The sequence below is a fragment of the Micromonospora sp. WMMC264 genome, assembly GCF_027497275.1.
Lineage (GTDB): Bacteria > Actinomycetota > Actinomycetes > Mycobacteriales > Micromonosporaceae > Micromonospora > Micromonospora chalcea.
The window spans coordinates 77,315-99,507 of sequence record NZ_CP114907.1 but is presented as its reverse complement, the minus strand read 5'-3'; the positions used below and the strand labels follow the sequence as shown (position 1 = coordinate 99,507).

At 74.3% G+C, this 22,193-nt stretch carries 18 protein-coding genes; 7 read left to right on the top strand and 11 right to left on the bottom strand.

The window, feature by feature from the left end; genetic code table 11:
• Nucleotides 1-2: 2 nt before the first annotated feature.
• The 5 genes from O7542_RS00480 to rocD all read left to right on the top strand — a co-directional run bounded on the left by O7542_RS00480 (nucleotide 3) and on the right by rocD (nucleotide 5,493).
• Nucleotides 3-752, top strand: a complete 750-nt coding sequence (locus tag O7542_RS00480; RefSeq protein WP_064447860.1) for a cellulose binding domain-containing protein — start codon at nucleotides 3-5, stop codon at nucleotides 750-752.
• 5 nt (nucleotides 753-757) lie between these two features.
• Nucleotides 758-2,197 (top strand): RICIN domain-containing protein, encoded by a 1,440-nt coding sequence (locus O7542_RS00475; protein WP_069087402.1) that lies wholly within the window; start codon nucleotides 758-760, stop codon nucleotides 2,195-2,197.
• 113 nt (nucleotides 2,198-2,310) lie between these two features.
• Nucleotides 2,311-3,174 (top strand): DUF4190 domain-containing protein, encoded by an 864-nt coding sequence (locus O7542_RS00470; protein WP_069087373.1) that lies wholly within the window; start codon nucleotides 2,311-2,313, stop codon nucleotides 3,172-3,174.
• A gap of 289 nt (nucleotides 3,175-3,463) precedes the next feature.
• On the top strand, nucleotides 3,464-4,279 hold the full coding sequence (gene ddaH / locus O7542_RS00465) for a dimethylargininase (protein WP_176722747.1): 816 nt from the start codon (nucleotides 3,464-3,466) through the stop codon (nucleotides 4,277-4,279).
• Nucleotides 4,279-5,493, top strand: coding sequence for an ornithine--oxo-acid transaminase (rocD, locus tag O7542_RS00460; RefSeq protein WP_176722746.1), 1,215 nt, complete (start codon nucleotides 4,279-4,281; stop codon nucleotides 5,491-5,493). The genes ddaH and rocD overlap by 1 nt, the downstream gene beginning before the upstream one ends.
• 56 nt (nucleotides 5,494-5,549) lie before the next feature.
• On the opposite strand, the gene O7542_RS00455 is transcribed toward rocD, so the two are convergent.
• Together O7542_RS00455 and O7542_RS00450 are read right to left on the bottom strand one after the other, a co-directional pair.
• A complete protein-coding gene (locus tag O7542_RS00455) occupies nucleotides 5,550-6,698 on the bottom strand; it encodes an FHA domain-containing protein (RefSeq protein WP_064447934.1) in 1,149 nt (382 codons plus the stop codon).
• A gap of 120 nt (nucleotides 6,699-6,818) precedes the next feature.
• A complete protein-coding gene (locus O7542_RS00450; RefSeq protein ID WP_064447862.1) occupies nucleotides 6,819-7,871 on the bottom strand; it encodes an acyl-CoA desaturase in 1,053 nt (350 codons plus the stop codon).
• Between the two features lie 287 nt (nucleotides 7,872-8,158).
• Between O7542_RS00450 and O7542_RS00445 the strand changes: the two genes are divergently transcribed.
• Entirely contained in the window at nucleotides 8,159-8,938 is a 780-nt protein-coding gene (locus tag O7542_RS00445) for a glucose 1-dehydrogenase (RefSeq protein WP_210887038.1), read from the top strand.
• Between the two features lie 59 nt (nucleotides 8,939-8,997).
• On the opposite strand, the gene O7542_RS00440 is transcribed toward O7542_RS00445, so the two are convergent.
• From O7542_RS00440 to O7542_RS00425, 4 genes are read right to left on the bottom strand one after another with little or no spacing between them, the layout of a single operon-like run.
• Nucleotides 8,998-12,402 carry a hypothetical protein gene (locus O7542_RS00440; protein ID WP_281605557.1) on the bottom strand — a complete coding sequence of 1,135 codons (3,405 nt, stop codon included), beginning with the start codon at nucleotides 12,400-12,402 and terminating at the stop codon, nucleotides 8,998-9,000.
• Between the two features lie 47 nt (nucleotides 12,403-12,449).
• Entirely contained in the window at nucleotides 12,450-12,770 is a 321-nt protein-coding gene (gene cutA / locus O7542_RS00435) for a divalent-cation tolerance protein CutA (protein WP_030503202.1), read from the bottom strand.
• 55 nt (nucleotides 12,771-12,825) lie between these two features.
• Nucleotides 12,826-13,848: a 1-acyl-sn-glycerol-3-phosphate acyltransferase gene (locus tag O7542_RS00430; protein ID WP_140946623.1), complete on the bottom strand. Its 1,023-nt coding sequence runs from the start codon at nucleotides 13,846-13,848 to the stop codon at nucleotides 12,826-12,828.
• The gene (locus O7542_RS00425; RefSeq protein ID WP_043328558.1) at nucleotides 13,848-14,681 is read right to left on the bottom strand and encodes a patatin-like phospholipase family protein; all 834 of its coding nucleotides are present in this window, start codon (nucleotides 14,679-14,681) and stop codon (nucleotides 13,848-13,850) included. The genes O7542_RS00430 and O7542_RS00425 overlap by 1 nt, the downstream gene beginning before the upstream one ends.
• Before the next feature lie 178 nt (nucleotides 14,682-14,859).
• On the opposite strand from O7542_RS00425, the gene O7542_RS00420 reads away from it, so the two are divergent.
• Entirely contained in the window at nucleotides 14,860-16,314 is a 1,455-nt protein-coding gene (locus O7542_RS00420) for a serine/threonine-protein kinase (RefSeq protein ID WP_281605556.1), read from the top strand.
• A gap of 4 nt (nucleotides 16,315-16,318) precedes the next feature.
• Here O7542_RS00420 and O7542_RS00415 read toward each other — a convergent pair whose 3' ends face one another.
• The 5 genes from O7542_RS00415 to O7542_RS00395 form a co-directional block, all read right to left on the bottom strand.
• Nucleotides 16,319-17,380, bottom strand: a complete 1,062-nt coding sequence (locus O7542_RS00415) for a glycosyltransferase family 4 protein (protein WP_281606517.1) — start codon at nucleotides 17,378-17,380, stop codon at nucleotides 16,319-16,321.
• A 139-nt stretch (nucleotides 17,381-17,519) separates the two neighbouring features.
• Nucleotides 17,520-18,191, bottom strand: a complete 672-nt coding sequence (locus O7542_RS00410; protein ID WP_166457184.1) for a BON domain-containing protein — start codon at nucleotides 18,189-18,191, stop codon at nucleotides 17,520-17,522.
• Between the two features lie 133 nt (nucleotides 18,192-18,324).
• A complete protein-coding gene (locus O7542_RS00405; protein WP_166457185.1) occupies nucleotides 18,325-19,845 on the bottom strand; it encodes a trypsin-like peptidase domain-containing protein in 1,521 nt (506 codons plus the stop codon).
• A 62-nt stretch (nucleotides 19,846-19,907) separates the two neighbouring features.
• Nucleotides 19,908-21,455 (bottom strand): HAMP domain-containing sensor histidine kinase, encoded by a 1,548-nt coding sequence (locus O7542_RS00400; protein WP_281605555.1) that lies wholly within the window; start codon nucleotides 21,453-21,455, stop codon nucleotides 19,908-19,910.
• Nucleotides 21,452-22,153 carry a response regulator transcription factor gene (locus tag O7542_RS00395; RefSeq protein WP_043328553.1) on the bottom strand — a complete coding sequence of 234 codons (702 nt, stop codon included), beginning with the start codon at nucleotides 22,151-22,153 and terminating at the stop codon, nucleotides 21,452-21,454. The genes O7542_RS00400 and O7542_RS00395 overlap by 4 nt, the downstream gene beginning before the upstream one ends.
• Nucleotides 22,154-22,193: the final 40 nt, after the last annotated feature.

Here is a 22,193-nt window from a genome sequence, read left to right as displayed (position 1 = left end):
ACATGCTCCGTACGCTCGGCGCGGCACTGGCCGCCACCCTCACCCTGACCGGCCTGACCGCCTCGGCCGGTGCCGACCAGTCACCCGCCGCCACGGCGATGACGGCCGCCGCCACGGCGACGCCCACTCCCACGCCCACCTTCGCCTGCCCGCCGGCGCTGCCGGTCACCGGCCAGGTGACCGGGGCCACCGCGACCAGCGTCACCATCACCTACTGGATGGTGCTCAGCCCGCCCTGCGGCTACGACCCGCCGCTCCTCGTCAGCCTCTTCACCAGCCGCGAGGACGCCACCGCGTGGCGCAACCCGGTGGCCGAAGCCGTCACGGGGCCGGAGCGCCAGGGAAAGGTGACAGTCACCGGCCTGGCCCCCGACACCGACTACTGGTTCCGGTTCGGCGACACCCACGGCACACGGGACCCGTACGTGATCGGCGGGCCGGCCCGGACGTCGGGAACCTGCTCCGCGACGGCCACGATCGACGCCAGCTGGGGCGGTGGCTTCGTCGCCACGGTGACGGTGCGCAACGACGGCGCCGAACCGGCACCGGGCTGGCTCGTCTCCTGGCGCTGGTCGGGTGACGAGCGCATCCAGTCGGTCTGGGGTGGGGTGGCGGAGGGCACCGGCCAGGACGTCGCGGTCCGCAACGCCTCCTGGAACGGGACGCTGCCGCCGGGTGGCTCGACGACGTTCGGCCTGCTCGTGGCGGCCGGCGCGACGCCCGGCACCATCACGCCGAAGTGCGGCAGGTGACAGCCGTGCGAGGGACGACACGGTACGGCGCGGTCGTGGTGGCGCTCGCGGTGGCTCTCGCGGCGGCGGTGCTGGGACCGGCGGCGGGCGCGCTGGCGGCGCCGGTGACAGTCACCAACGGCACCCAGTTCACCGACACGAGCGGCGCCGTGGTGCACGCCCACGGCGGCGGCGTGCTCAAGGTCGGCGACTACTACTACTGGTTCGGCGAGAACCGCAACCCGGACAACACGTTCCGGGCGGTCTCCGTCTACCGCTCGACGGACCTGCGCACCTGGGAGTTCCGCAACAACGTGCTCACCCAGTCGTCGGCGGCCGAGCTGCGGGTCGCCAACATCGAACGGCCGAAGGTCATCTACAACGCCGCCACCGGCCGGTTCGTGATGTGGATGCACAAGGAGAACGGGTCCGACTACAACGAGGCCCGGGCGGCTGTCGCCTCCTCGGCCACTGTGGACGGCAACTACACCTATCACGGCAGCTTCCGGCCGCTCGGGCAGCACATGTCCCGGGACATCACGCTCTACAACGACAACGGCACCGCGTACATGATCTCGGCCGCCGACGACAACTACGACCTGAACATCTACCGGCTCACGTCGGACTACCTCAACGTGGCCACCCTGGTGGGCAACTTCTGGGACGGCGCGCACCGCGAGGCGCCGGCGATGTTCAAGCGGGGCAGCACCTACTTCCTGCTGACGTCGGGGGCGACGGGGTGGAGCCCGAACCAGGCCCGGTACGCCACCGCGCCGAGCATCTCGGGACCGTGGAGCGGCTGGACCGACGTGGGCAACGGCACCACGTTCAACTCGCAGCCGGCGTTCGTGTTGCCGATCCAGGGCACGTCCGGCACCAGCTACCTCTATCTGGGTGACAGGTGGGCCGGAGCGTGGGGCGGCCCGGCCAACGACTCCCAGTACGTGTGGCTGCCGATCGCCTTTCCGACCGCCACCAGCATGAGCCTGACCTGGTACCCGTCGGTCACCATCGACGCGGCGGCGGGCACCGTCACCGGCAACTCGCCCGCGTACTACCGCGTCACCGCCCGGCACAGCGGCCGGGTGCTGGACGTGATCAACGGCTCCACGGCGAACAACGCCGAGGTCAAGCAGTGGAGCTGGAACGGCGGCGGGAACCAGAGGTGGGAGTTCCAGGACGCCGGCGGCGGATGGTTCCGCCTCGTCAACGCCGCGAGCGGCAAGTGTCTCGACGTCGCCAGCGCGAGCACCGCCGACGGCGCCAACATCATCCAGTACACCTGCGGCAGCGGCGCCAACCAGCAGTGGCAGTGGGCCGCGCGCGACGGCTGGTTCCAGTTGCGGGCCCGGCACAGCGGCAAGTGCCTGGACGTCGTCAACGCCGGCACCGGCGACGGCGCGGACGTCCAGCAGTACACCTGCGGTTCGGGCACCAACCAGCAGTGGTCACGCACGGTGGCGTGACCGGACGGCACGCCTGAGCGTGCGGAGCGAGCCCAGGGGTGTCGATTTCGGCACCCCTGGGTACTTCCTGCATGTCATGCGCGGCCTCCGCGCCTGGATCAGGAGGTGCCACAGTGAAGATCCTGTCCCGCCGGAACGCTCCGGCGACCAGTACCGATACCAACGGCGACGGTGTCGTCGACGAACGCGACCGGACCGCCGAGCAGCCGGCCGACCGGCCGGTGGTCACCGACCGCGACGAGGAGCGGACCACGTACCGCAGCGCCGCCACCGCCACCGACGACGAGCGCGCCCGGGACGCGGCGACCGACCGGGACGCACGCGACCTCGACGCCACCACCGACGGCCGGACGGCGACCACGACGACCGGCCGCCGGGCCGTGGCGGCCGACGACGAGCGGGAGGCGGAGGCACGGCGGCGGGCCGCGGACCGGGGCGCGGCGGCGCGTGCGGTCACCGGCCGCCGGGTCGACGCCGACACGCGGACCGTTCCGGTGACCGACGCGCGGACCGCCGGCGCGGCGCCCGTCGCCGAGCGCACCACCGACCTGGACCGCGACGGCCGCGCCGACCTCGACCGGGACGGCCGCCCCGACGGTACGGACACCGACGGCGACGGCCGGGTGGACCGGCCGGAGCCGTACACCACGAAGCGTCCCCGGGCCAGCCTGCTCGCCACGCTCGGCCTGATCGTCTCCGTGGTCGGGGCGCTGTTCGTGCTCTCCGGCACGCTCGCCGGGTACGGCATCGGCGTCGGCGCGGCCGGCGCGGTGCTGGCCGTGCTGGGCCTGATCGCGACCCGTCGCCGGCACGTGGCGGGCAAGACCGACGCGCTGATCGGCATCGCCGTCGGCCTGGCCGCGGTGGTGCTCGGCATCGTGGCGATGACCGGCCAGTTCGACTGGCCGACCACCGACGGCGACTGGGTGGGCCGCTTCCGCGAGTGGCTCGACTCACAGTTTGCCAACTGGTTCTGACGGGCACTGTCCCGATCGCCGACGCAGGGCGTCGGCAGCCTGATCAGCTCCGGTGGTTCACCGGCCGGGCAACACCTCTTTCGGGGGCGGCGGTTCGCCGCCCCCGAAGTGTGTCCGGCGTCGACGCAACGATCGCTCGCCACCCACTGGTTCAACGCAACGATTCGCTGCTCAACGCAACTTCTCGCGGTGGATGTCGTCTACCCGGGCCGCATAACGTTGGACCACGGCGCCAGCCCGTGGGCCGACGGTGGCCGGGCGCGCCCGACCCTGGGAGCACGACATGACGATGGACGCCATCCGCCAGCGCTTTCTGATGTGCCGGCCGACGTACTTCGCCGTCGACTACGCGATCAACCCGTGGATGGACCCGACCGCCCCGGTCGACGCCGACCTGGCGATCCGGCAGTGGGAGCAGCTTCGGCGCACGTACCTCGACCTGGGCCACGAGGTCGACCTGATCGAGCCGGTCGCCGGCCTGCCGGACATGGTCTTCGCCGCGAACGGCGGCACCGTGATCGACGGCAAGGCCATGGCGGTGCAGTTCCGCGACCCGCAGCGCGCCGACGAGGCGCCCGCGTACCGGGCCTGGTTCGAGGCCGCCGGCTTCGAGATGCACGACCCGAAGCACGTCAACGAGGGCGAGGGCGACATCCTGCTGGCCGGTGACCACCTGCTCGCCGGCACCGGGTTCCGCACCGCGCACGCCTCGCACGCGCAGCTCCAGGAGGTCTTCGGCTACCCGGTGGTCACCATGCAGCTGGTGGATCCCCGCTTCTACCACCTGGACACCGCGCTCACCGTGCTCGACGAGCGCACCGTGGCGTACCTGCCGGAGGCGTTCTCCCCCGGCAGCCGGGCGGTGCTGCGCCGGCTGTTCCCGGACGCGATCCACGCCACCATGGCCGACGCCGAGGTGCTGGGCCTGAACGCGGTCAGCGACGGCCGGCACGTGGTGCTGCCCGCGCAGGCCACCGACCTGGCCGCGAAGCTGCGCGACCGGGGCTACGAAACCATCGGGATCGACCTGTCCGAGCTGCGCAAGGCCGGCGGCGGACCGAAGTGCTGCACGTTGCGACTCCGTCAGGGAAAGGCGAGCAAGTGATCATCGACGACATGCTGCGGACTCCGTCCGCGGTCCGGGACGCGGAGCGTCACACGGCGCACAACTACCACCCGCTGCCCGTGGTGATCTCGTCGGCCGAGGGCGCCTGGCTGACCGACGTGGACGGCCGCCGCTACCTGGACTGCCTGGCGGGATACTCGGCGCTGAACTTCGGCCACCGGCACCCGAAGCTGATCGAGGCCGCGCACGCGCAGCTCGACCGGCTCACGCTGACCAGCCGCGCGTTCATCCACGACCAGTTCGCCGACTTCTGCCGCGAGCTGGCCGCGCTCTGCGGCAAGGACCTGGTGCTGCCGATGAACACCGGCGCCGAGGCGGTGGAGACCGGCATCAAGGTGGCCCGCAAGTGGGGCTACCAGGTCAAGGGCGTCACGCCGGGCCAGGCCAACATCGTGGTGGCGGAGGGCAACTTCCACGGCCGTACGACCACCATCGTCAGCTTCTCCACCGACTCCGACGCGCGCGCCGACTTCGGGCCGTACACCCCGGGTTTCACCGTGGTCCCCTACGGCGACCTGGCCGCGCTGACCGAGGCGATCGACGAGAACACGGTGGCCGTGCTGCTGGAGCCGATCCAGGGTGAGCAGGGCGTCGTGGTGCCGCCGGAGGGTTACCTGCCGGGTGTGCGCCGGGTCTGCACCGAGCGCAACGTGCTGTTCGTCGCCGACGAGATCCAGTCGGGCCTGGGGCGTACCGGCGCGACGTTCGCCTGCGAGCACGAGGGCGTCGAGCCGGACATGTACCTGCTCGGCAAGGCGCTCGGCGGCGGCATCGTGCCGGTGTCGGCGGTGGCCGCGAACCGCGACGTGCTGGGCGTGCTCCAGCCGGGCCAGCACGGCTCGACGTTCGGCGGCAACCCGCTTGCCTGCGCGGTCGCGACCGAGGTGGTCCGGCTGCTGGCGACCGGCGAGTTCCAGCGCCGCTCGGCCGAGCTGGGCGAGCGGCTGCACGCCGGCCTGCGCGGCCTGATCGGCAAGGGCCTGGTGGCAGTACGCGGGCGCGGCCTGTGGGCCGGGCTGGACATCGACCCGGCGCTGATGACCGGCCGGCAGGCGTGCGAGCTGCTGATGGAGCGGGGTGTGCTCGCCAAGGACACGCACGGTTCGACCATCCGGCTCGCCCCGCCGCTGGTGATCACCGAAGAGGAGATCGACCACGCGGTGGCGCAGCTCGCCGCCGTGCTGGCCGGCTGAGGCCGTACGCGAGAAGGCGCCGGGACCGCGACGGTCCCGGCGCCTTCGCGTGCGGGTCACTGACGTGGCAGCCGCATCGCCATCGTCGGCGCCTCGGCCATCACCGAGTTCGGGGTGTACGTGGCGTCGCTGCTCATCTTGGCGGCGCGGCCCACCTGCACGCCCGGGTACAGCTCGATCAGGTCCCCCTCGGCGAGCACCCGGGACTGCTGCGGCGCCAGCGCGATCCGCTCGTTCTCCGCCATCGAGCCACCCGGGCGTACGCCGGAGCCGTTGGTGCTGGTGTCGGTGACCACCACCTCGCCCACGCGCAGCTCCAGCCGGATGTGGCTGCGGCTGATCCAGCGCCGGGCCTCGTCGTTGAGCCACTGGCCCAGCGTCACCGCGCCCGGCCCCTCCGGCGCCCGGCCGACCTGCACCGGCTCGGTCTCGGTGAGCGCGAACCGCTTGCGCACCAGCCCGCCGATGCGCACCGCGAGCACCTCGGTACGGGGGCGCGGACCGGCGTCGGAGAGCCGAGCGCCGTGCCGGGGGCAGGTCGGTGCGCCGGTGCGCAGCGTGGGCGGCGGCTGCTCGGCCGGCGCCCGGTCCACGGCGGCCAGGTCGGCGAACGCGCCGCCGCCCCCGCCGCCGCCGAACAGCGCGCAGCCCGGTTCGGGGCAGCGCCACTGCCGGGAGAGCAACTTGACGCCGGCCGGTGAGCGGCTGCCGGTGGCCGGGTCCTGGCCGCCGCCGACGTGCGCGATGAACACCGGCCCACCGGCGCCGGGCACCGGGGCGAGCACGCGCCCGGCCTGCCCGAGCCACGGGTACCGGCCGACCAGCCCGTCCAGCCGGGCCCGGGTGAGCACCGGCAGGCCGAGCAGGTCGGCCACCTCCAGCATCCGGTCACCGGGCTGGTCGAGCACCTCCACCAGGCCGTCGTCGGCCCAGCGGCGGACCACCATCCGCTCGTTGGAGGTCAGGTCGGCGTCGGACAGCAGCGCCCGGTGCACGATCGCGTAGACCGGGACGCTGTCCTCACCGATCTGCCGGGACAGCGCGTCGATGACCATGCCGAGGCGCAGCAGGCTGGCCGGCCGACCGCCGTCCAGGTTCTGCCAGCGGATGACCTCGGCCAGGTCGACCACGGCCCGGGCCAGCGACGGATCGGTGCAGACCCGTCCCTCGATGGCGTCGAGCACCTTGCTGATCTCGAATCTCATGCCGCAGCTCCGCACGATGTCGTCCCGTGACGCGGTCGGGGTGGTACGCCCCGCCGTGCCGCGCGCCACCACCGTGGCGCGCCCTCCACCAAGCGACGACCCTACCGGCAGCCGGCCGGGTCAGCCCGCGCGCAGCGGGCGGCCCACGTCGTGCAGGTGCGCCAGCGCCTGCCGGTACGACTCGATCAGCCCGGTCTCCGCGTACGGGACGCCCTGCTCCGCGCAGTACGCCATCACCAGCGGCCGGGCCCGGCGCAGGTTGGCGCGGGGCATGTTCGGGAACAGGTGGTGCTCGATCTGGTAGTTGAGCCCGCCCAGCGCCAGGTCGACGAGCCGGCCACCGCGTACGTTGCGCGAGGTGAGCACCTGCTTACGCAGGTAGTCGAGGCCGTCCTCGTCGGTCGGCATCGGCATGCCCTTGTGGTTCGGGGCGAACGAGCAGCCCATGTAGAGGCCCCACAGCCCCTGGTGCACGGCCGCGAACACCAGCGCCTTGGCCGGGGACATGACCGCGAACAGCAGACCGAGGTAGCCGGCGGCGTGGGCGGCGAGCAGCAGCGCCTCCACCGCGCGGTGCCGCATCGGCACCCGCCACCGCCCGTCCGGTTCGCGGTCGACGAGCGCCCGCACGCTCGCCACGTGCAGCGCCAGTCCTTCCAGCAGCAGCAGCGGGAAGAACAGCCACGCTTGGCGGCGGGCCATCCACCGGCCCAGGCCGCGCGTGGCGCTCGCCTGCTCGTACGTCCACACCAGCGCGCCCGCGCCGACGTCCGGGTCCTCGTCGGTGTGGTTCGGGTTGGCGTGGTGGCGGTTGTGCTTGTCGACCCACCAGCCGTAGCTGAGCCCGACGGCGAGGTTGCCGGCGACCAGCCCGGCCGCCTCGCTGGGCCCGCGCCGCCGGAACATCTGCCGGTGCCCGGCGTCGTGGCCGAGGAACGCCACCTGCGTGGTGGCCACCGCCATCACCACTGCAAGCGGCACCTGCCACCACGAGTCACCGACGAGCGCCACCAGGGCCCAGCCGGCCAGGAACGCGCCGAGCGTGAGCGCGATCCGCAGCGCGTACCGGCCGGGCCGCCGCTCGAACAGTCCCGCCTCGGCGATGCGGCGGGACAGCCGCGCGTAGTCGCTGCCCCGCCGTGCCGCGGGTTCCGTCGACGTGGAAGAAGTCATGTCGCCCCCCGATGCGCGAGCCACGCTCTCGTACGCAACTCTCCGTCACCGATTCTGGCGACGATCGTCGCCGTGGGTAATCCCGCAGACCCCCGGCTCGAAGGTGGTGCTGTCCCTACCCCGCCGGGCCGGACCCGGGCAAACGATCTTCGTCACACCGCAGCAAGCCCACGCATCGGTGGGCGCACCCCCTCTGACCAGCTAATCTGTACGTAAAGATGAGTACAGTTCATCCGAACGGTCAGCCGTGCCGGACGCACGGTCATCGACAGACGGGAGACATCACGGTGCGTGGATTGACAGACAAGGTGGTGCTCGTGACGGGCGGCGGCTTCAGCCCCGACCAGGTCGGCTCCGGACTCGGCATGTCCATGTGCGTCGAGCTGGCCGCCGAAGGCGCGAAGGTCGTCGTCTCCGATCTCTCCCTGGAACGCGCCGAGGCGACTGTCACCCGCGTCAAGGAGGCCGGCGGCGACGCGGTGGCGGTGGCGGTCGACGTCACCGACGAGGAGTCGGTACGCGCCATGGTGAGCGCCGCCCTCGACGCGTACGGGCGCATCGACGTGCTGGTGAACAACGCCGGCGTGTTCGGCGCGTACGTGCCACTGCTGGAGATCGAGAACAAGCAGTGGGACCGCGTCATGGAGGTCGACCTGAAGGGCGTCTTCCTCGCCACAAAGGCCACGTTGCCGCACATGCTGGAGCGCGGCAAGGGTGTCGTGATCAACGTGTCGTCGGCGTCCGGCCTGGTCGCCAGCGAGGTCGGCGCGGAGTACACCACCGCCAAGCACGGCGTCATCGGGCTCACCAAGCAGATCGCCTACGACTACGGCCACCAGGGCATCCGCGCTGTGGGCATCGGCCCCGGCGTGATCAAGACCGCCGCCTTCGAGGGCGCGGAGATCACCAGCGACTTCCCGTTCTACGACCTGACCATGCAGGCGCCCGCCGGCCGGTACGGCGAACCGCACGAGATCGCCCGCGCGGTCTGCTTCCTCGCCAGCGACGACGCGTCGTTCATCCACGGCCACACCATCCCGGTCGACGGCGGCTCGCCGATCAGGTGAGGCGCACCGGCGCAGCGAAGCCCTCTCACCACAGTCGGTGAGAGGGCTCGCCGCTCGGGTCAGCCGAGCCGGGCCACGGCCTCGCGCAGCCGGACCAGATCACGCCGGCGCCGCTCGTAGGTGGCGGCCAGCCCGATCAGCAGCAGCCCGCCCACGCCCAGGAAGAGCCAGCGGGGCAGCAGGTCCCAGCCCCGGGCCAGCTCGTGCAGCGCCAGCGGCACCAGCGTGGCCGCGCCCAGCACCACCGGCGCCTGCCAGCGCCGGGCCGCCCCGCCCAGCACCACCGCCACCGCCGCCGCGCCGAGCGCGAGCCGCCGCCACGGCTGCGGCTCACCGGAGACGAGCACCGACACGAGGCTCGGCAGGAACGCCGCGCCGAGCGCCGGACCGAACGTCAGCCAGCTGGTCAGCCCGGGCCGGCGTCGCAGCGCCAGCAGCCCGGCGCCCAGGGCGAGCGCCGCCGCCGGCAGCGTGTACGCCTCCAGCACGACCACCCCGCGCGCGGCCAGCACCAGCCACCCACCGACCAGTTCGCTGCCGGCGGCCACCGCGGCCAGCACGCGACGCCCGCCCGGCGACTCGCTCCGGCGCAGCACCCGGACCGCGACGGCCACGCCCCACAGCACGCAGACCGCCGCCGCGTGCCGCAACGAGCCGCCGGTGAGCAGCAGCGCGAGCAGCGCCACCGCCTGCGCCGCCGCCTCCAGCGCCCACGTGCCGGCCCGCCCGACGCCGCCCGGACCGCCGGACCGGACCACGCGCAGCAGCGGCGCCGCGTGCAGCGTCACGGCCGCGACGGCCAGGACCGCGAACGCCCCGGTACGCAGCGACTGCCCGGCCGTCAGCGACGCGACGAGGGCGAACCCGGTGGCCGCCGCGACGGCGCCCAGCCACCCCACGATCCGGACCACCGCCGGCCGTCCGGCCACCCCGGTCACCGCCCCGGCCACCACCAGCACACCGAGCGCGGCGAGCGTCCCGGCCCGGGTGGCGAGCAGACCACCGAACCCGGGTACGGCCAGCACCACGGCCAGCGGCACGAGCACCGCCCGGTACGCCCCGGTCAGCGCGGCGGTCAGCAACGCGGCCAGCCCGACCCCGAACGCCGTCGCCGGCACCACCGGCCAGGGCGCGCCGGCCGCCTCGGCCAGCACCGGCAGCGCCACCGCGCCGAACGGCGCCCCGGCGACCCACCACGCGACGCGGCGACCCGTCGCGGCGTACGCCCCGGCGGCGACGCCCAGGAGCAGCAGCACCAGCCCGGCGCGGGCGGTCCCGGCGGAAGCCGCCGCGGCGGCGGGCACCCCGGACCCGGGCCGCACCGGCAGGCCCGCGAGCACCAGCAGCACGGTCCGCGCCGTGGCCAGCAACGCCACCACGGCCAGCGCGGCGCCCACCGCGCGCGGGGCGGCCACCGGCCGGGAGCCACCCCCGGCGGCGAGCGCCAGCAGGACCCCCGCCGCCGCGTAGAGCGCCACCGGTTCCCCGCCCGGCGCGACGAGCGGCACCAGGCCGGTCCCGGCGAGCGCCACGGCGAGCCCGGTCGAGGCGTACCCGCTCAGGTCGGTCCACAGGCGACGGACGGCGAGGGCGACGACCACCGGCACCACGACGGCGGCGGCAGCACCCCGCAGTTGCCACCACGGCGGCGCGCCGAGGCCGAACAGCGCGACGGCCACCGCCGCCGGTACGGCGACCAGCGCCACCGCGAGCGCGACGCCGCCGACGACCGGCTGCGCGCCCAGCCCGCGCCGGCCCAGCCCGGCCACCGTCACGCCGAGCAGCGCCGTCACGGCGAGCACCGCCACCGCCCCGCCGGGCGCGGCGACGCCGACCAGCAGCGCGTGCCCGAACAGCACCGCGGCGGCCGACGCGGCGACCGGGACGACCACCCGGCCCGGGCGCGGCCTGGCCACCGCCGCCAGCAGCAGCGCGGCGGCCGCCCCGAGGTCCACCACCAGCACCAGCGGCCACGGCACGGCCGTCACGGCCGGCGCGGCGAGCGCGACCAGCCCGGCGGCGATCACACCGACCAGCGGCCGGCCGGCCCGGGGCGTCAGCAGCGCGACCGCGCCGGCGGTCAGCAGCAGGGCCGCCGGGAGCTGCCAGCCCCAGGACGGGACCGGCACGTCCCGCCCGCCCTGCCAGGCCGGGAACGAGGCGCTCGCGGTCGCCGCGCCGACCACGCCGGTGAGCACGACAGTGACCTGGCCCAGCGCGGCGGCCACCGCGAGCACGCCCACGAGCGGACCGGTCCGCACCGGCGCGGGCAGCGCCCGGACCGCACCGGCGAGCGCCGCCACCACGAGGCCGGCGGCGATCAGCAGCAGCCCGGAACGCAGCTCGGCGACCGGCCGGATCAACGCGCCCGCGAGCACCGGCGCCAGCAGTCCGGTGGTGGTCGCGCGCCAGAACCGGCCGCCGGCCGCTACCGCGCCCGCGACCGCTGCCAGCACCACCAGCAGCAGCGGGCCACCGGCCAGCAGCGGCGTGCCCGCCGCGTGGCCGACCGCCAGCGGCACCAGCGCGCAGCCGGCCGCCAGGACCAGCGCCACGCCGTGCCCGGTCCAGCCCAGCACCAGCCCGGCCGCCACCGCGGCGCGGTTGCCGGAGGTTCGGCGGCGCAGCGCCACCACCACCGCGAGGTCGCCGAGCGCCACGGCGGTCAGCACCAGCGCCCAGCCGGCGGCGGTGGGCCGGAACGCGGCCACGGCCAGGGGCAGCACCGGCTGCGCCAGCAGCCACGCCGCGAACCAGGGTGCGGTGAGCCGGCTGACCAGCGCGTATCCGGCCGCCACCGCGGTACTGACGGCAGCGACCAGCGCCGCGTACCGGCTGCCGGGCAGGCCGGTCACCCCGAACAGGTCCACCGACCAGGCGGCGTACCCGTCCAGGACCACCAGCAGCAACGCCACCGAGGCGAGCGTCTCGGCGGTGCCGCGCAGCCCGCGCGCCCGGGCGACGAGCGGCGCGGCCAGAGCAAGCGCGGTGACCGCCAGCAGGACCAGCGCCCGGCCGGTCACCCCGAACGTGGCCCAGGCGACAGCGGTGAACACCACGGCGGCGGTGCCGAGCAGCAGTCCACCCAGGACGAACAGCAGCCCCTGCACCGCCCGGGTGGAGGTTTCCGCGCCGCCGGGGCGTACCGGGGCGGGGGCCTGCGGGATTTGACGCGGCGGCGGCGCCGGGAGCGGCGCGGGACCGGCGGCGCCCGGCACGGGGATCTCCTGACGGATCCGGGCGGCCAGCGCCGACCGCCGCTGCCGGGCCGTGGACAGGCGGCCGGACAGATCGTGGTACGCGAGCCGGGCCGCCTCGACGCGCGGCGCCAGCTCGGTGATCTCCCGGTCCAGCCGGATCACCTCGGCGGCGGGCGGGTAGGGCGGACGGCCGCAGCCGCGGCATCCGGCGACGAGGTCGGCCGGGGCGCCGCAACCGGGGCAGGGGTAGCCGGTGTTCTCCACCCGGCCAGCTTCGCGGGCGGCGGGGCGGGCGGACAGAGTAGGAGTACCTAGGGCCGGGTCTGCTCGCGCACCCAGGCGGTGTAACCGGGGTTGCCGCTGTCCTCCCGGCTGACCAGGATCTCCGGCACCTCGTACGGGTGGTTGGCGCGGAGCTGGTCGACCAGCGCGTCCACCCGGTCCGGCGCGGTCTTGAACCGCACCTGCCACTCGGCGGTGGTCTGGATCGCCGACTGCCACCAGTAGGTGCTGTCCACCGGGCCGCCGACCTGGGCGCACGCCGCCAGCCGGCCGGCGACCGCCGCGGCCGCCAGCACGTCCGCGACCCCGCGGGCGTCCACCACAGTCGTCACCACGCAGATCTGCTCCACCAGCGCACCTTACGCGGCGCGCGGCCGGCGCGCCGAACAGGCGCGGGGAATCGGATCAGGCGTCGACGGTGCCGTTGCGGTTGTCCGCGATCCACCTGTCGATGCGGGCCCACCAGTCGAACAGCCACTCGATGCGTTCCTGCTCGCCGGCCGGGATCTCCTCCGGCGGCACCGACCAGAACCGCATCACGATCCGCTTGTCCATCGGCAGCTCGCGCCACACGTCGGCGACGGTGAGCATCTGGTCCAGGCCGGTGTGCGCCACGAAGATCACTCCGGCGTCCGGCGCGGCGTCGAGCGCGGCGAGCAGCCCGCCGGGCTGCGGGGCGAGTACGTGCCGCATCCGCTCGGCGCGGCGCGCCATCCGCTCCAGCCCGAGCCCGCGGAGCCGGTCGATCGCGCGCAGCCGCCGGGACGGGGTGAAGTTGCCCCCCTCCGGGAAGATCACGAAGGCGTCGTCGTCGTCCAGGCCGGTGGCCAGGTGCCCGATCTGCCGCACCACCGAGTCGCGCCCGTCCGGCCCGGCCGCGATGAACCGGTTGGGCAGCCGGTTGAGCAGCACGTCGATGGCCGGATCCCACTGGAGCGTCTCCTTGAGCACGATCCGGGGTTCCCGATTGAACCAGTTCACCAGCGCGTGGATCAGGATGAACGAGTCACCGGGCCCGGCGTGCCGGCAGACCACCAGCTCGGGGCGGCCGGGCAGGGCGGTGTCCGGGTCGGTGCCGACCACGTCGATGCTCAGCCGCAGCGTCCACCGGGCCTGCCAGAACATCACCCGCAGGAACCATCCGGCGAGCACGTAGTGGGCCCGCTGGAAGGCCGGCGCACGCTTGTAGACGCCGAAGCCGGAGGCCAGCCAGAGCAGGAAGAGGGCGAGCAGCGCGGCGGCGTCCCAGACCAGGTAGACGGTGCCGAACCAGAGCAGCCGCAGCGGGCGTAGCCGTCCCGGCACCAGCGGCGACGCGGCGAGCGCGAGCAGCGCCCAGGCCGGCAGCGTGGTCACCACGAAGAAGGCGAGCAGCACCACTCCGGGCGCGAGCACCAGCCGGCGGAGCCAGCGGGGCGGCAACGGCATCAGCGCTCCAGCGCGGTGTCCAGGTATCGGCGGGAGGCAGTGTACGCGCGACTGATCCGCCGGCCCACCGCCGCGGTGTCCCGGTACGCCCACGGGCTGTCGTCGCGCGGCTCCAGCCCGCCGGTGGGCAGCACGTGTACCTCCACGTCCTCGGGCAGCGCCGCCATCTCCCGCGCGAACCGGTGCCGGCGGGCGATCTCGAACGCCACCTGGGCGATCTCCCAGGGGCGGCGCGGCGGGCTCAGCTCACGCTCTATCCGGCCCACCTGGAGCACGAAGATCTGCTTCGCGCCGAGCAGCACCGCCTCGCCGACCGGGATCGAGTTGACCACGCCGCCGTCGATGTAGTGCTGGCCGTCGATCTGGGTCGGGGGCAGCAGCCCGGGCACCGAGGCGGAGGCGAGCACGGCCGGCACCAGCGGCCCGCTGTGGAACCAGTGCTCGGCGGCGCGCTCGATGTTCGCGGCGCAGCAGCGGAACGGCACGGCCAGGTCGGCGAAGGTGGTGTCCTCGCCCAGCGTGCTCTCCAGCAGGCGGTACAGCGGCCGGGGCGAGTGCAGGTGGGTACGGGCGGCGAACCGGCGCAGCTGGCGGGCGACCGAGTCGCCGTACACCTCGCTGGCCTCGGGCGACGCCCAGAGCCGGACCAGCCGGTCGGTGACCGCCTCGGTCGGGTCGGCGGCGACCAGGGCGCCGTTGACCGCGCCGATCGAGGTGCCCAGCACCAGGTCGGGTTTGATCCGGGCGCGGAACAGGGCGCGCAGCATCCCCACCTCGACCGCGCCGAGCACTCCCCCGCCGCCGAGCACGAACGCCACCGGACCTGCTGCCATGACGTTCATCCTGGCACGCGGCCCACAGCCGGCCGGGCGGACCGTCCCCGCTGGTCCCGGCGGTGACCGGGAGCCATCACGGATGCGCGCCGCGCGATCGGCGCCGCGCGGACTGTTGACAGGTAAGACACATTCACGCAACCTGATAGCGCTCCCGAGCCCAGGCAGGTGCGAGCTGATGGCGACACTCCAGGCCGGCCGCCTGCTGGCCCGTCGGTACCGGCTCATCGACCGGATCGGCGCCGGTGGCATGTCGGTGATCTGGCGGGCCCGCGACGAGGTGCTCGACCGGGTGGTGGCGGTCAAGGTGCTCGCGCCCTCGCTCGCCGCCGACGCCCGGTTCCGCGACATGGTGCGCGAGGAGGCCCGCTCGGCCGCCCAGCTCGACCATCCACATGTCACGGCCGTGCACGACTACGGCGAGACGGTGGCGCCGGACGGCTCGATCACCTCGTTCGTGGTGATGGAGCTGCTCGCCGGTGAGGAGCTGGAACACCGGCTCACCGAGGGGCCGCTGCCCTGGCCGGAGGCGGTGGAGACGGGCGCGCAGGTGGCCGAGGCGCTCGCCGCCGCGCACCGGCTCGGCATCGTGCACCGGGACGTGACCCCGGCCAACGTGATGATGACCGGCACCGGGGCGAAGGTGCTCGACTTCGGCATCGCCACCCGGGTCGGGACGCCGGACGACGACGAGGACGGCGGCACGTTCGGCACCCCGGCGTACGTGGCGCCGGAACGGCTGGACGGGGCGGCGGCCCAGCCGGCCACCGACGTCTACTCGCTCGGCGTGCTGCTGTTCGAGACGCTGACCGGGCACCCGCCGTACCCGGCGGAGACCTGGGAGGAGTTGAGCGCCGCGCTCGCGGAGAGCCCGGAGCCCAGCCTCGACGGCGTACCGGGGCTGCCGGGACCGGTCGCGGAGATCTGCCTGCGCTGCCTGGCCCGCGACCCGCGACAGCGGCCCACCGCGCACCGGGTGGCGGCCGTGCTGCGCGACCAGATGCTGCCCGCCGACCCGCAGGCCGCCACCATGCTGGCGCCCACCATGACGCTGCCCGCGCTGCCGCCGTCGTCTGCTCCCCCGCCGCCCGGGCCGTCCGCGGACCCGGTCCCGCCGGGCAACCCGGCCGCCGCGCCGAGCCGGCGGCGCGTCCTCGCGCTCGCGGCGGCCGGCGTGGCGGTGGTCGCCGCCGCCGCGCTGCTCGTGCCCACGCTGACACCGGACCGGCCGGAGGACCCCCGGGTGCTGCCGACCGCCGGGCCGGTCCAGCCGCCGTCCACCGTCGCACCCGCGCCGGAGCCGCCGGTCGTCACGGCGCCGGCCACACCGTCGGGCGCGCCCGCCACCGGCGGCAACCGTCCGCCCGCGACCGGCCAGCCCGACGCCGCCGAACGGGTCGACGGGCTGATCGAGGCCGGGCTGGCGGAGGGTCAGATCCGCGAGGACGTCGGGGTGGACCTGCGCAACCTGCTGCGCAACGCGGTCGCCGCGAGCGGTGAGGGCGAGGTGACCGCCGCCGTGGACCGGCTCCGCGACAAGATCGACGAACGCCGCCGCGAGGGCAGCATCACCCCCGGGTACGCGCGGCGACTCGACGCGGCCGCCGCGGAACTCGTGGCCGGGCAGACCTGACCGGTCAGCCCGCGGCCGCGGGCGCGACCGCCCGGGGTGCCCGTGCGCCCGCTCGCGCGGCCAGGAAGCCCCGGTAGACCGCCTCGTAGTCGGCGGCCATCCGCTCCACCGAGAAGTTCTCCGCGACATGCGCGACGCAGTCCGCCGGATCCAGGCCGGCTGCCGCCGACAACGCCGCCGGCAGCTCGTCGGCGTCGTCGCAGACGGACCCGGTGACCCCGGAGCGGACCAGCTCCGGCACCGCGCCCCGGCGCAGCGCCACCACCGGGGTGCCGGTCGCCATCGCCTCCACCATCACCATGCCGAACGGCTCCGCCCACTGGATCGGCATGATCAGGCAACGGGCCTCCAGCAGCAGCCGCCACGCGGCCTCGCGGTCGGCGTTCAGCACGAGCGTGACGTCCTCGCCCAGCAGCGGCCGTACCACCTGTTCCAGGTAGCGGCGCTCGGCCGGCTCGTTGCACTTGCCGGCCAGCGTGAGCGGCAGCCCGGCCGCCCGGCACGCCGCGATCGCCACGTCCGGGCCCTTGTCCGGGCTGAACCGGGCCAGCCAGAGCACCGGTCCCGTCCCGGGCGCCCGCTTGCGCGGGACGTCCCGCAGCGGCATCGCGTTGTGCACGGTGCCGGCCCAGGGCAGCCCCGGATTCGCCCGGCGCTGCGCGTGCGAGATCGCGACCAGGCCCACCCCCCGGTCGGTGTTGCCGAGCACGGTGCCGTACTCGCCCACCGGGTTGCCGTGCACGGTCGCGACAGTGGGCACCCGGCGGCGTCCGGCCACCAGCGGGCCGATCGTGCTGTGGTCGTGCACCAGATCGAAGTCCGCCGGGCCGATCAGGCGGTCGACGTGGGCCAGGTGCGCCAGCTCGGGCAGCGACTCGCCCATCCGCTCGTACTGCAGCTCGTCGCAGGTGGAGACGAAGTCGGCCGAGGTGCCGTGCCCGGTCCCCGCCCCGAACAGCGTCACCGCGTGCCCCCGCTCGACGAGCGCGTCGACCAGTCCCGCGACCAGCGTCTCCAGCCCGCCGTAGCCGGGCGGCGGCACCGACAGCCAGGGCGGCACCACCATCGCGATCCGCAGCGGCCCGGCCCGCCAGCGCTCCGAGGACTGCTGGTTCACGGCCACGAGTCCTCCCCGCTCGGTCCCCGGCGTACCCGCTGGGTCGCGGGTTCCCGGCCCGGCCCGCGGTAAACGACACGCCGTCGGCTCAGCCGGACACCACGATCCCGACGTGCACCTCACGTACGCCCGGCAGGGCCCACGCGGCCCGTTCCGCCTCCTCGCGCTGCCACCAGGCGCCCACGACGCCGTCGAGCACCACAGTGTCGCCGTCGACCCGGGCGTCGATGCGCTCGGTGCCGGTCCGCCGCAGCAGCAGGCGGCGCAGGTCGAGGCGCTGCTGCTCGTCGCTGGGCGGGGCCGGGGGCCGTACCTCGATCAGGTTCGTCACCCCGCGTACGCCGCGCAGCCGGCGCAGCTCACGCTCGGCGGTACGGCGCTGGAAGCCGAACTCGACCTCGCCCCGGAGCATGACCCAGCCGGCGGCGACCGTCACGTCCAGCCGTTCGGCCGGCACGAAGCTGTCCCACTCCAGCGCCCGGCCGGCCGCGATCGCGATGTCGGCGTCGGTACGCCGGTCCGTGGCGGTCAGGTCGACCTCCAGGTCACTGGCGACCGCGCGCACCCCGCGTACCCGGTGGGCGCAGCGCTCGACGGCCCACCGCCGCGCGTAGCTGTCCACCCGCCCGGTGAGCGTGACGACGCCGTCGGCGACCGTCACGCCGACGTCGGTGGCCCGGGTCTGCGCATCCCAGTCCAGTTCGGCGAGGACGTCGCGCTGGATCAGCTGGTCGGTACGCACGGTGGACGTGGTGGTCATGCCCCCAGCGTGGCCCGGTCGCGGGTGAGCCGGTCTCACCCGCACCGGGTGAGAAAGAGGACGGGCGGCGGGCGACGGAGCCAACCCCCTTGGCTCCGTCGCCCGCCGCCCAGGAGGGAGGCAGGTCTTGGGACTATGACGTCTCGGCGAGCGTCACGGTTGCGGTCTCGGCGGATCCGTTTCGCTTGTACTCGACCTCGACCCGGTCGCCGACCTTGCCGGCCTGCACCGCGCCGACCAGATCGTTCGAGTCGTTGATCACCTTGTCGCCGAACTTGGTGATCACGTCGCCGCGCTGGAGCCCGGCCTTCTCCGCGGGGCTGCCCGGAGTGACGGCGGCGACGAGCGCGCCGCCGTCCTCGGCGCCGTTCACGCTCACCCCGAGCGAGGGGTGGCTGATCTTCTCGCCGCGCTGGAGCTTCTCGGCCACGTCCTTGGCCTTGTTGCTCGGGATGGCGAAGCCCACGCCGATGTTGCCGGTGCTGCCCTGCCCGGCGGTGGCGATGGCGGTGTTGATGCCGATCACCTCGCCCCGGGTGTTGACGAGCGCGCCGCCGGAGTTGCCCGGGTTGATCGGGGCGTCGGTCTGCAGCAGGCCGGAGATCGAGCTGGCGCCCTGCTGCGGGTTCTGCTGGCCGCTGCCCGCCTGGATGGTGCGGTCGCGGGCGCTGAGGATGCCGGCGGTGACCGAGCCCTGCAGGCCGAGCGGGCTGCCCAGGGCGAGCACCTGGTCACCGACCTGCATGGCGTCGCTGTCGCCGAACTTCGCCGCCTTCAGGTCGCTGACCCCGCTGGCCTGGACCACCGCGAGGTCGGTCTTCGGGTCGGTCCCGACGATCTTGGCGGTCGCGCTCTTGCCGTTGGCGAAGACCACCCGGACGGTGTCGCCACCGGCGCCGGCCACCACGTGGTTGTTCGTCAGCACGAACCCGTCGGCGCTGAGGATCACCCCGGATCCCTCACCGCTGCCCGTCATGATCGTGACGATGCTGTCCTGGACGGACGCCGCGATCTTGGGCAGGTCGGCGCTGTTGATGATCGGGGCGGCGGAGTAGGTGCGGGTCGGGCCGTCCCCGTCGAGCGCGAGCGCCAGCGCGCCACCGGCCACGCCCGAGCCGAACATCAGCGCCAGCGCCAGCGCGCCCACGCCGACGATCTTCCCGGCCCGGCTGGGCCGCGCCGGCTGCGGCGTGCCCCACGGCGGGGTCGGCTGCCCGGCCTGGTACGGCTGGTAGCCGTGCTGCCCGTGCTGTCCGTGCTGTCCCTGGTACGGCTGCGCCTGGTACGACGGGACCGGCCCGCCGCTGTGCGGCGCCGACTGGTAGCCCGAGCCGCTCTGCTGCTGGGCCCAGCCGTGCTGCTGGTGCTGCTGCCCGTACCAGGGGTGCTGCTGCTGCGCCGCGGCCTGGTACGGCGTCCCGCCCTGCGGCGGGTACGGGCCGGCCGGCGGAGCCGCCGGGTTTGTGGTTCCGGCCTGCGCCGTGGTTCCGGCGGCCGGGGTGTCGGCCGGAACCGGCGCGGCGGCCGGTGTGTTCGAGGTGTTCGAGGAGTCCGACGTCCCGCTCTCGACGCGGGGCAGCTCGGCGGTGTGGTGCGACGGCTCGGCGTCGGCGGGGGCCGGCGACCGCTGCGGATCGGTCTCGTGGTCGGTCATGCCCCCAGCTTTCCCTGTGGCACTGTCATCAGCCTGGAATCCGCCTGGAAGTTTTCTGAACGTCACTCGCCCGGCTCGGGCGCCTCGGGCAGCAGCGGCAGCTTCACCCGGAACGTCGCCCCGCCGCCGGGGGTCTTGTCCACCTCGACGGTGCCGTGGTGCGCGGCCACGAGCGCGGCCACGATGGCCAGGCCGAGGCCGGTGCTGATCGGCCCGCCGGCCCGCCGGGTACGGGCGGCGTCCACCCGGTAGAACCGTTCGAAGACCCGCTCGGCCTGCTCCGGCGTGAGGCCGGGACCGGTGTCCGCCACCTCCACCACGGCGAGGTTGCCCGCCTCCGCCCGCAGCCGCAGCGTCACCGAGGCGTCCGGTGGGGTGTGGGTGAGCGCGTTCGTCATCAGGTTGCCGATCACCTGGCGCAGCCGGGCGTCGTCGCCGAGCACCACCAGCGGGCCCGCGCCCGGGTCCCGCTCCAGCTCGATCCGCCGGTCCGGGGCGACCACCCGGGCCGCCTCCACCGCGTCCGAGGCCAGCACCGGCAGCTCGACCGGGGCCAGCGCGATCGGCCGTTCCCGGTCCATCCGCGCCAGCAGCAGCAGGTCCTCCACCAGCAGCCCCATCCGGGCCGCCTCGTCCTCGATGCGGCGCAGCAGGTCGGCGGTCTGCTCCGGCGCGCGCGCCGCGCCCTGCCGGTACAGCTCGGCGAAGCCCCGGATCGTGGTCAACGGCGTCCGCAGCTCATGCGAGGCGTCGGCGATGAACTGCCGCATCCGCTCCTCGGACCGGCGGGCCCGCGCCTCCGACGCCTGCGCGTACGCGGCCGCGTCCCGCGCGCCCATCTCGGCGCTGCGCGCCGCCGCCTCGGAGGCGGCCCGCGCGGTGAACGCGGCCTCGATCTGCGCCAGCATCGCGTTCAGCGCCCGGGACAGGCGACCCAGCTCCGAGGTCGGGCACGGCCGTCCCATCTCCGGGTCGGGCACGCGCCGGGTCAGGTCGCCGCCGGCGATGGCCGCCGCCGTACGCTCTATCTCCACCAGCGGCTTCAGGCTGGTACGGACGATTCCGGCGCCGACGGACGCCAGTGAGATCAGCACCGCGCCCCCGACCAGAAGGTCGATCCACACGAGCTGTCGAACGGCCATGTCGACGTCGGTCAGATGTTCCCCGATCAACGCCATCTGCCCGTTCGGCAACTGGGTGTAGAGCACCCGCCAGCGGACCGAGCTGTCGCGCGCCCGGACGGTGAACGGATCTCCCTCCAGTTTCCGGAACCCGCTCACCTCCGTGGGCCAGCTCGGCAGGTCCCGCTCCTGGAACCGATCCGTGTCGTAGGCGATTCCGCCGTCGACCTCTCCGCTGCCCCGGCTGGTCAGCACCACGAGGTAGTCGCTGGGCAACGTGATACCGGTCGGCGGGATCGACTCGAACCGGTTCACCGAGTCGCTCAGCTCGGTATCGATCTGCCCGACGAGATAGCTGCGCAGGAAATAGGCGGTAGACACGCTGATCACCACCAGGGCCGCAGCCACGAGCGCGAGGACGGAGGCGACGAGCTTCAGCCGGAGCGGGATGCTGCGCAGCCTGCCCTTCGCGTCGTGGACGACGTTCACGCCGCCGGCTTGCGTAGCACGTAACCCACTCCCCGGAGCGTGTGGATCAGCCGCGGCTGCGTGTTGTCGACCTTGCGCCGCAGATAGGAGATGTACGACTCGACGATGTTGTCGTCACCGCGGAAGTCGTAGTTCCAGACGTGGTCGAGGATCTGCGCCTTGCTGAGCACCCGGTTGGCGTTGAGCATCAGGTAGCGCAGCAGCTTGAACTCGGTCGGCGAGAGCTGCACCCGCTGACCGGCGCGGTGCACCTCGTGCGTCTCCTCGTCCAGCTCCAGGTCGGCGAAGGTGAGCCGGGACGGGGTCTGGTCGCCGGTCGCGGTGCGCCGCAGCACGGCCCGGATCCGGGCGGTCAGCTCCTCCAGGCTGAACGGCTTGGTGACGTAGTCGTCGCCGCCCAGGGTGAGCCCGCGGATCTTGTCGTCGGTGGCGTCGCGCGCGGTCAGGAAGACCACCGGGGTACGGGTGCCGCCCTCGCGGAGCATCCGGATGACCTCGAAGCCGTCCAGGTCGGGCAGCATCACGTCCAGCACCACCAGGTCGGGCCGGTGGTCCTTGGCCGCGTTCAGCGCGGCGCTGCCGCTGGTCGCGGTGGCCACGTCGAAGCCCGCGAAACGCAGGCTCGCGGAGAGCAGTTCGAGGATGTTGGGATCGTCCTCGACCACGAGCAGTCGAGCCTCCGTCTGGGTAGCCGCCATGGGCCCCATCATCCGCGCTCCGGCTGCGGCCACGCTGGGT

Bases quoted from the DNA above. Each gene is read 5' to 3' on its own strand.
- O7542_RS00480 (WP_064447860.1), top strand. From the start codon at position 3: ATGCTCCGTACGCTCGGCGCGGCACTGGCCGCCACCCTCACCCTGACC.
- ddaH (WP_176722747.1), top strand. From the start codon at position 3,464: ATGGACGCCATCCGCCAGCGCTTTCTGATGTGCCGGCCGACGTACTTC.
- O7542_RS00455 (WP_064447934.1), bottom strand. From the start codon at position 6,698: ATGAGATTCGAGATCAGCAAGGTGCTCGACGCCATCGAGGGACGGGTC.
- O7542_RS00450 (WP_064447862.1), bottom strand. From the start codon at position 7,871: ATGACTTCTTCCACGTCGACGGAACCCGCGGCACGGCGGGGCAGCGAC.
- O7542_RS00430 (WP_140946623.1), bottom strand. From the start codon at position 13,848: ATGCCGTTGCCGCCCCGCTGGCTCCGCCGGCTGGTGCTCGCGCCCGGA.
- O7542_RS00425 (WP_043328558.1), bottom strand. From the start codon at position 14,681: ATGGCAGCAGGTCCGGTGGCGTTCGTGCTCGGCGGCGGGGGAGTGCTC.
- O7542_RS00420 (WP_281605556.1), top strand. From the start codon at position 14,860: ATGGCGACACTCCAGGCCGGCCGCCTGCTGGCCCGTCGGTACCGGCTC.
- O7542_RS00415 (WP_281606517.1), bottom strand. From the start codon at position 17,380: ATGGTGGTGCCGCCCTGGCTGTCGGTGCCGCCGCCCGGCTACGGCGGG.
- O7542_RS00410 (WP_166457184.1), bottom strand. From the start codon at position 18,191: ATGACCACCACGTCCACCGTGCGTACCGACCAGCTGATCCAGCGCGAC.
- O7542_RS00405 (WP_166457185.1), bottom strand. From the start codon at position 19,845: ATGACCGACCACGAGACCGATCCGCAGCGGTCGCCGGCCCCCGCCGAC.
- O7542_RS00395 (WP_043328553.1), bottom strand. From the start codon at position 22,153: ATGGCGGCTACCCAGACGGAGGCTCGACTGCTCGTGGTCGAGGACGAT.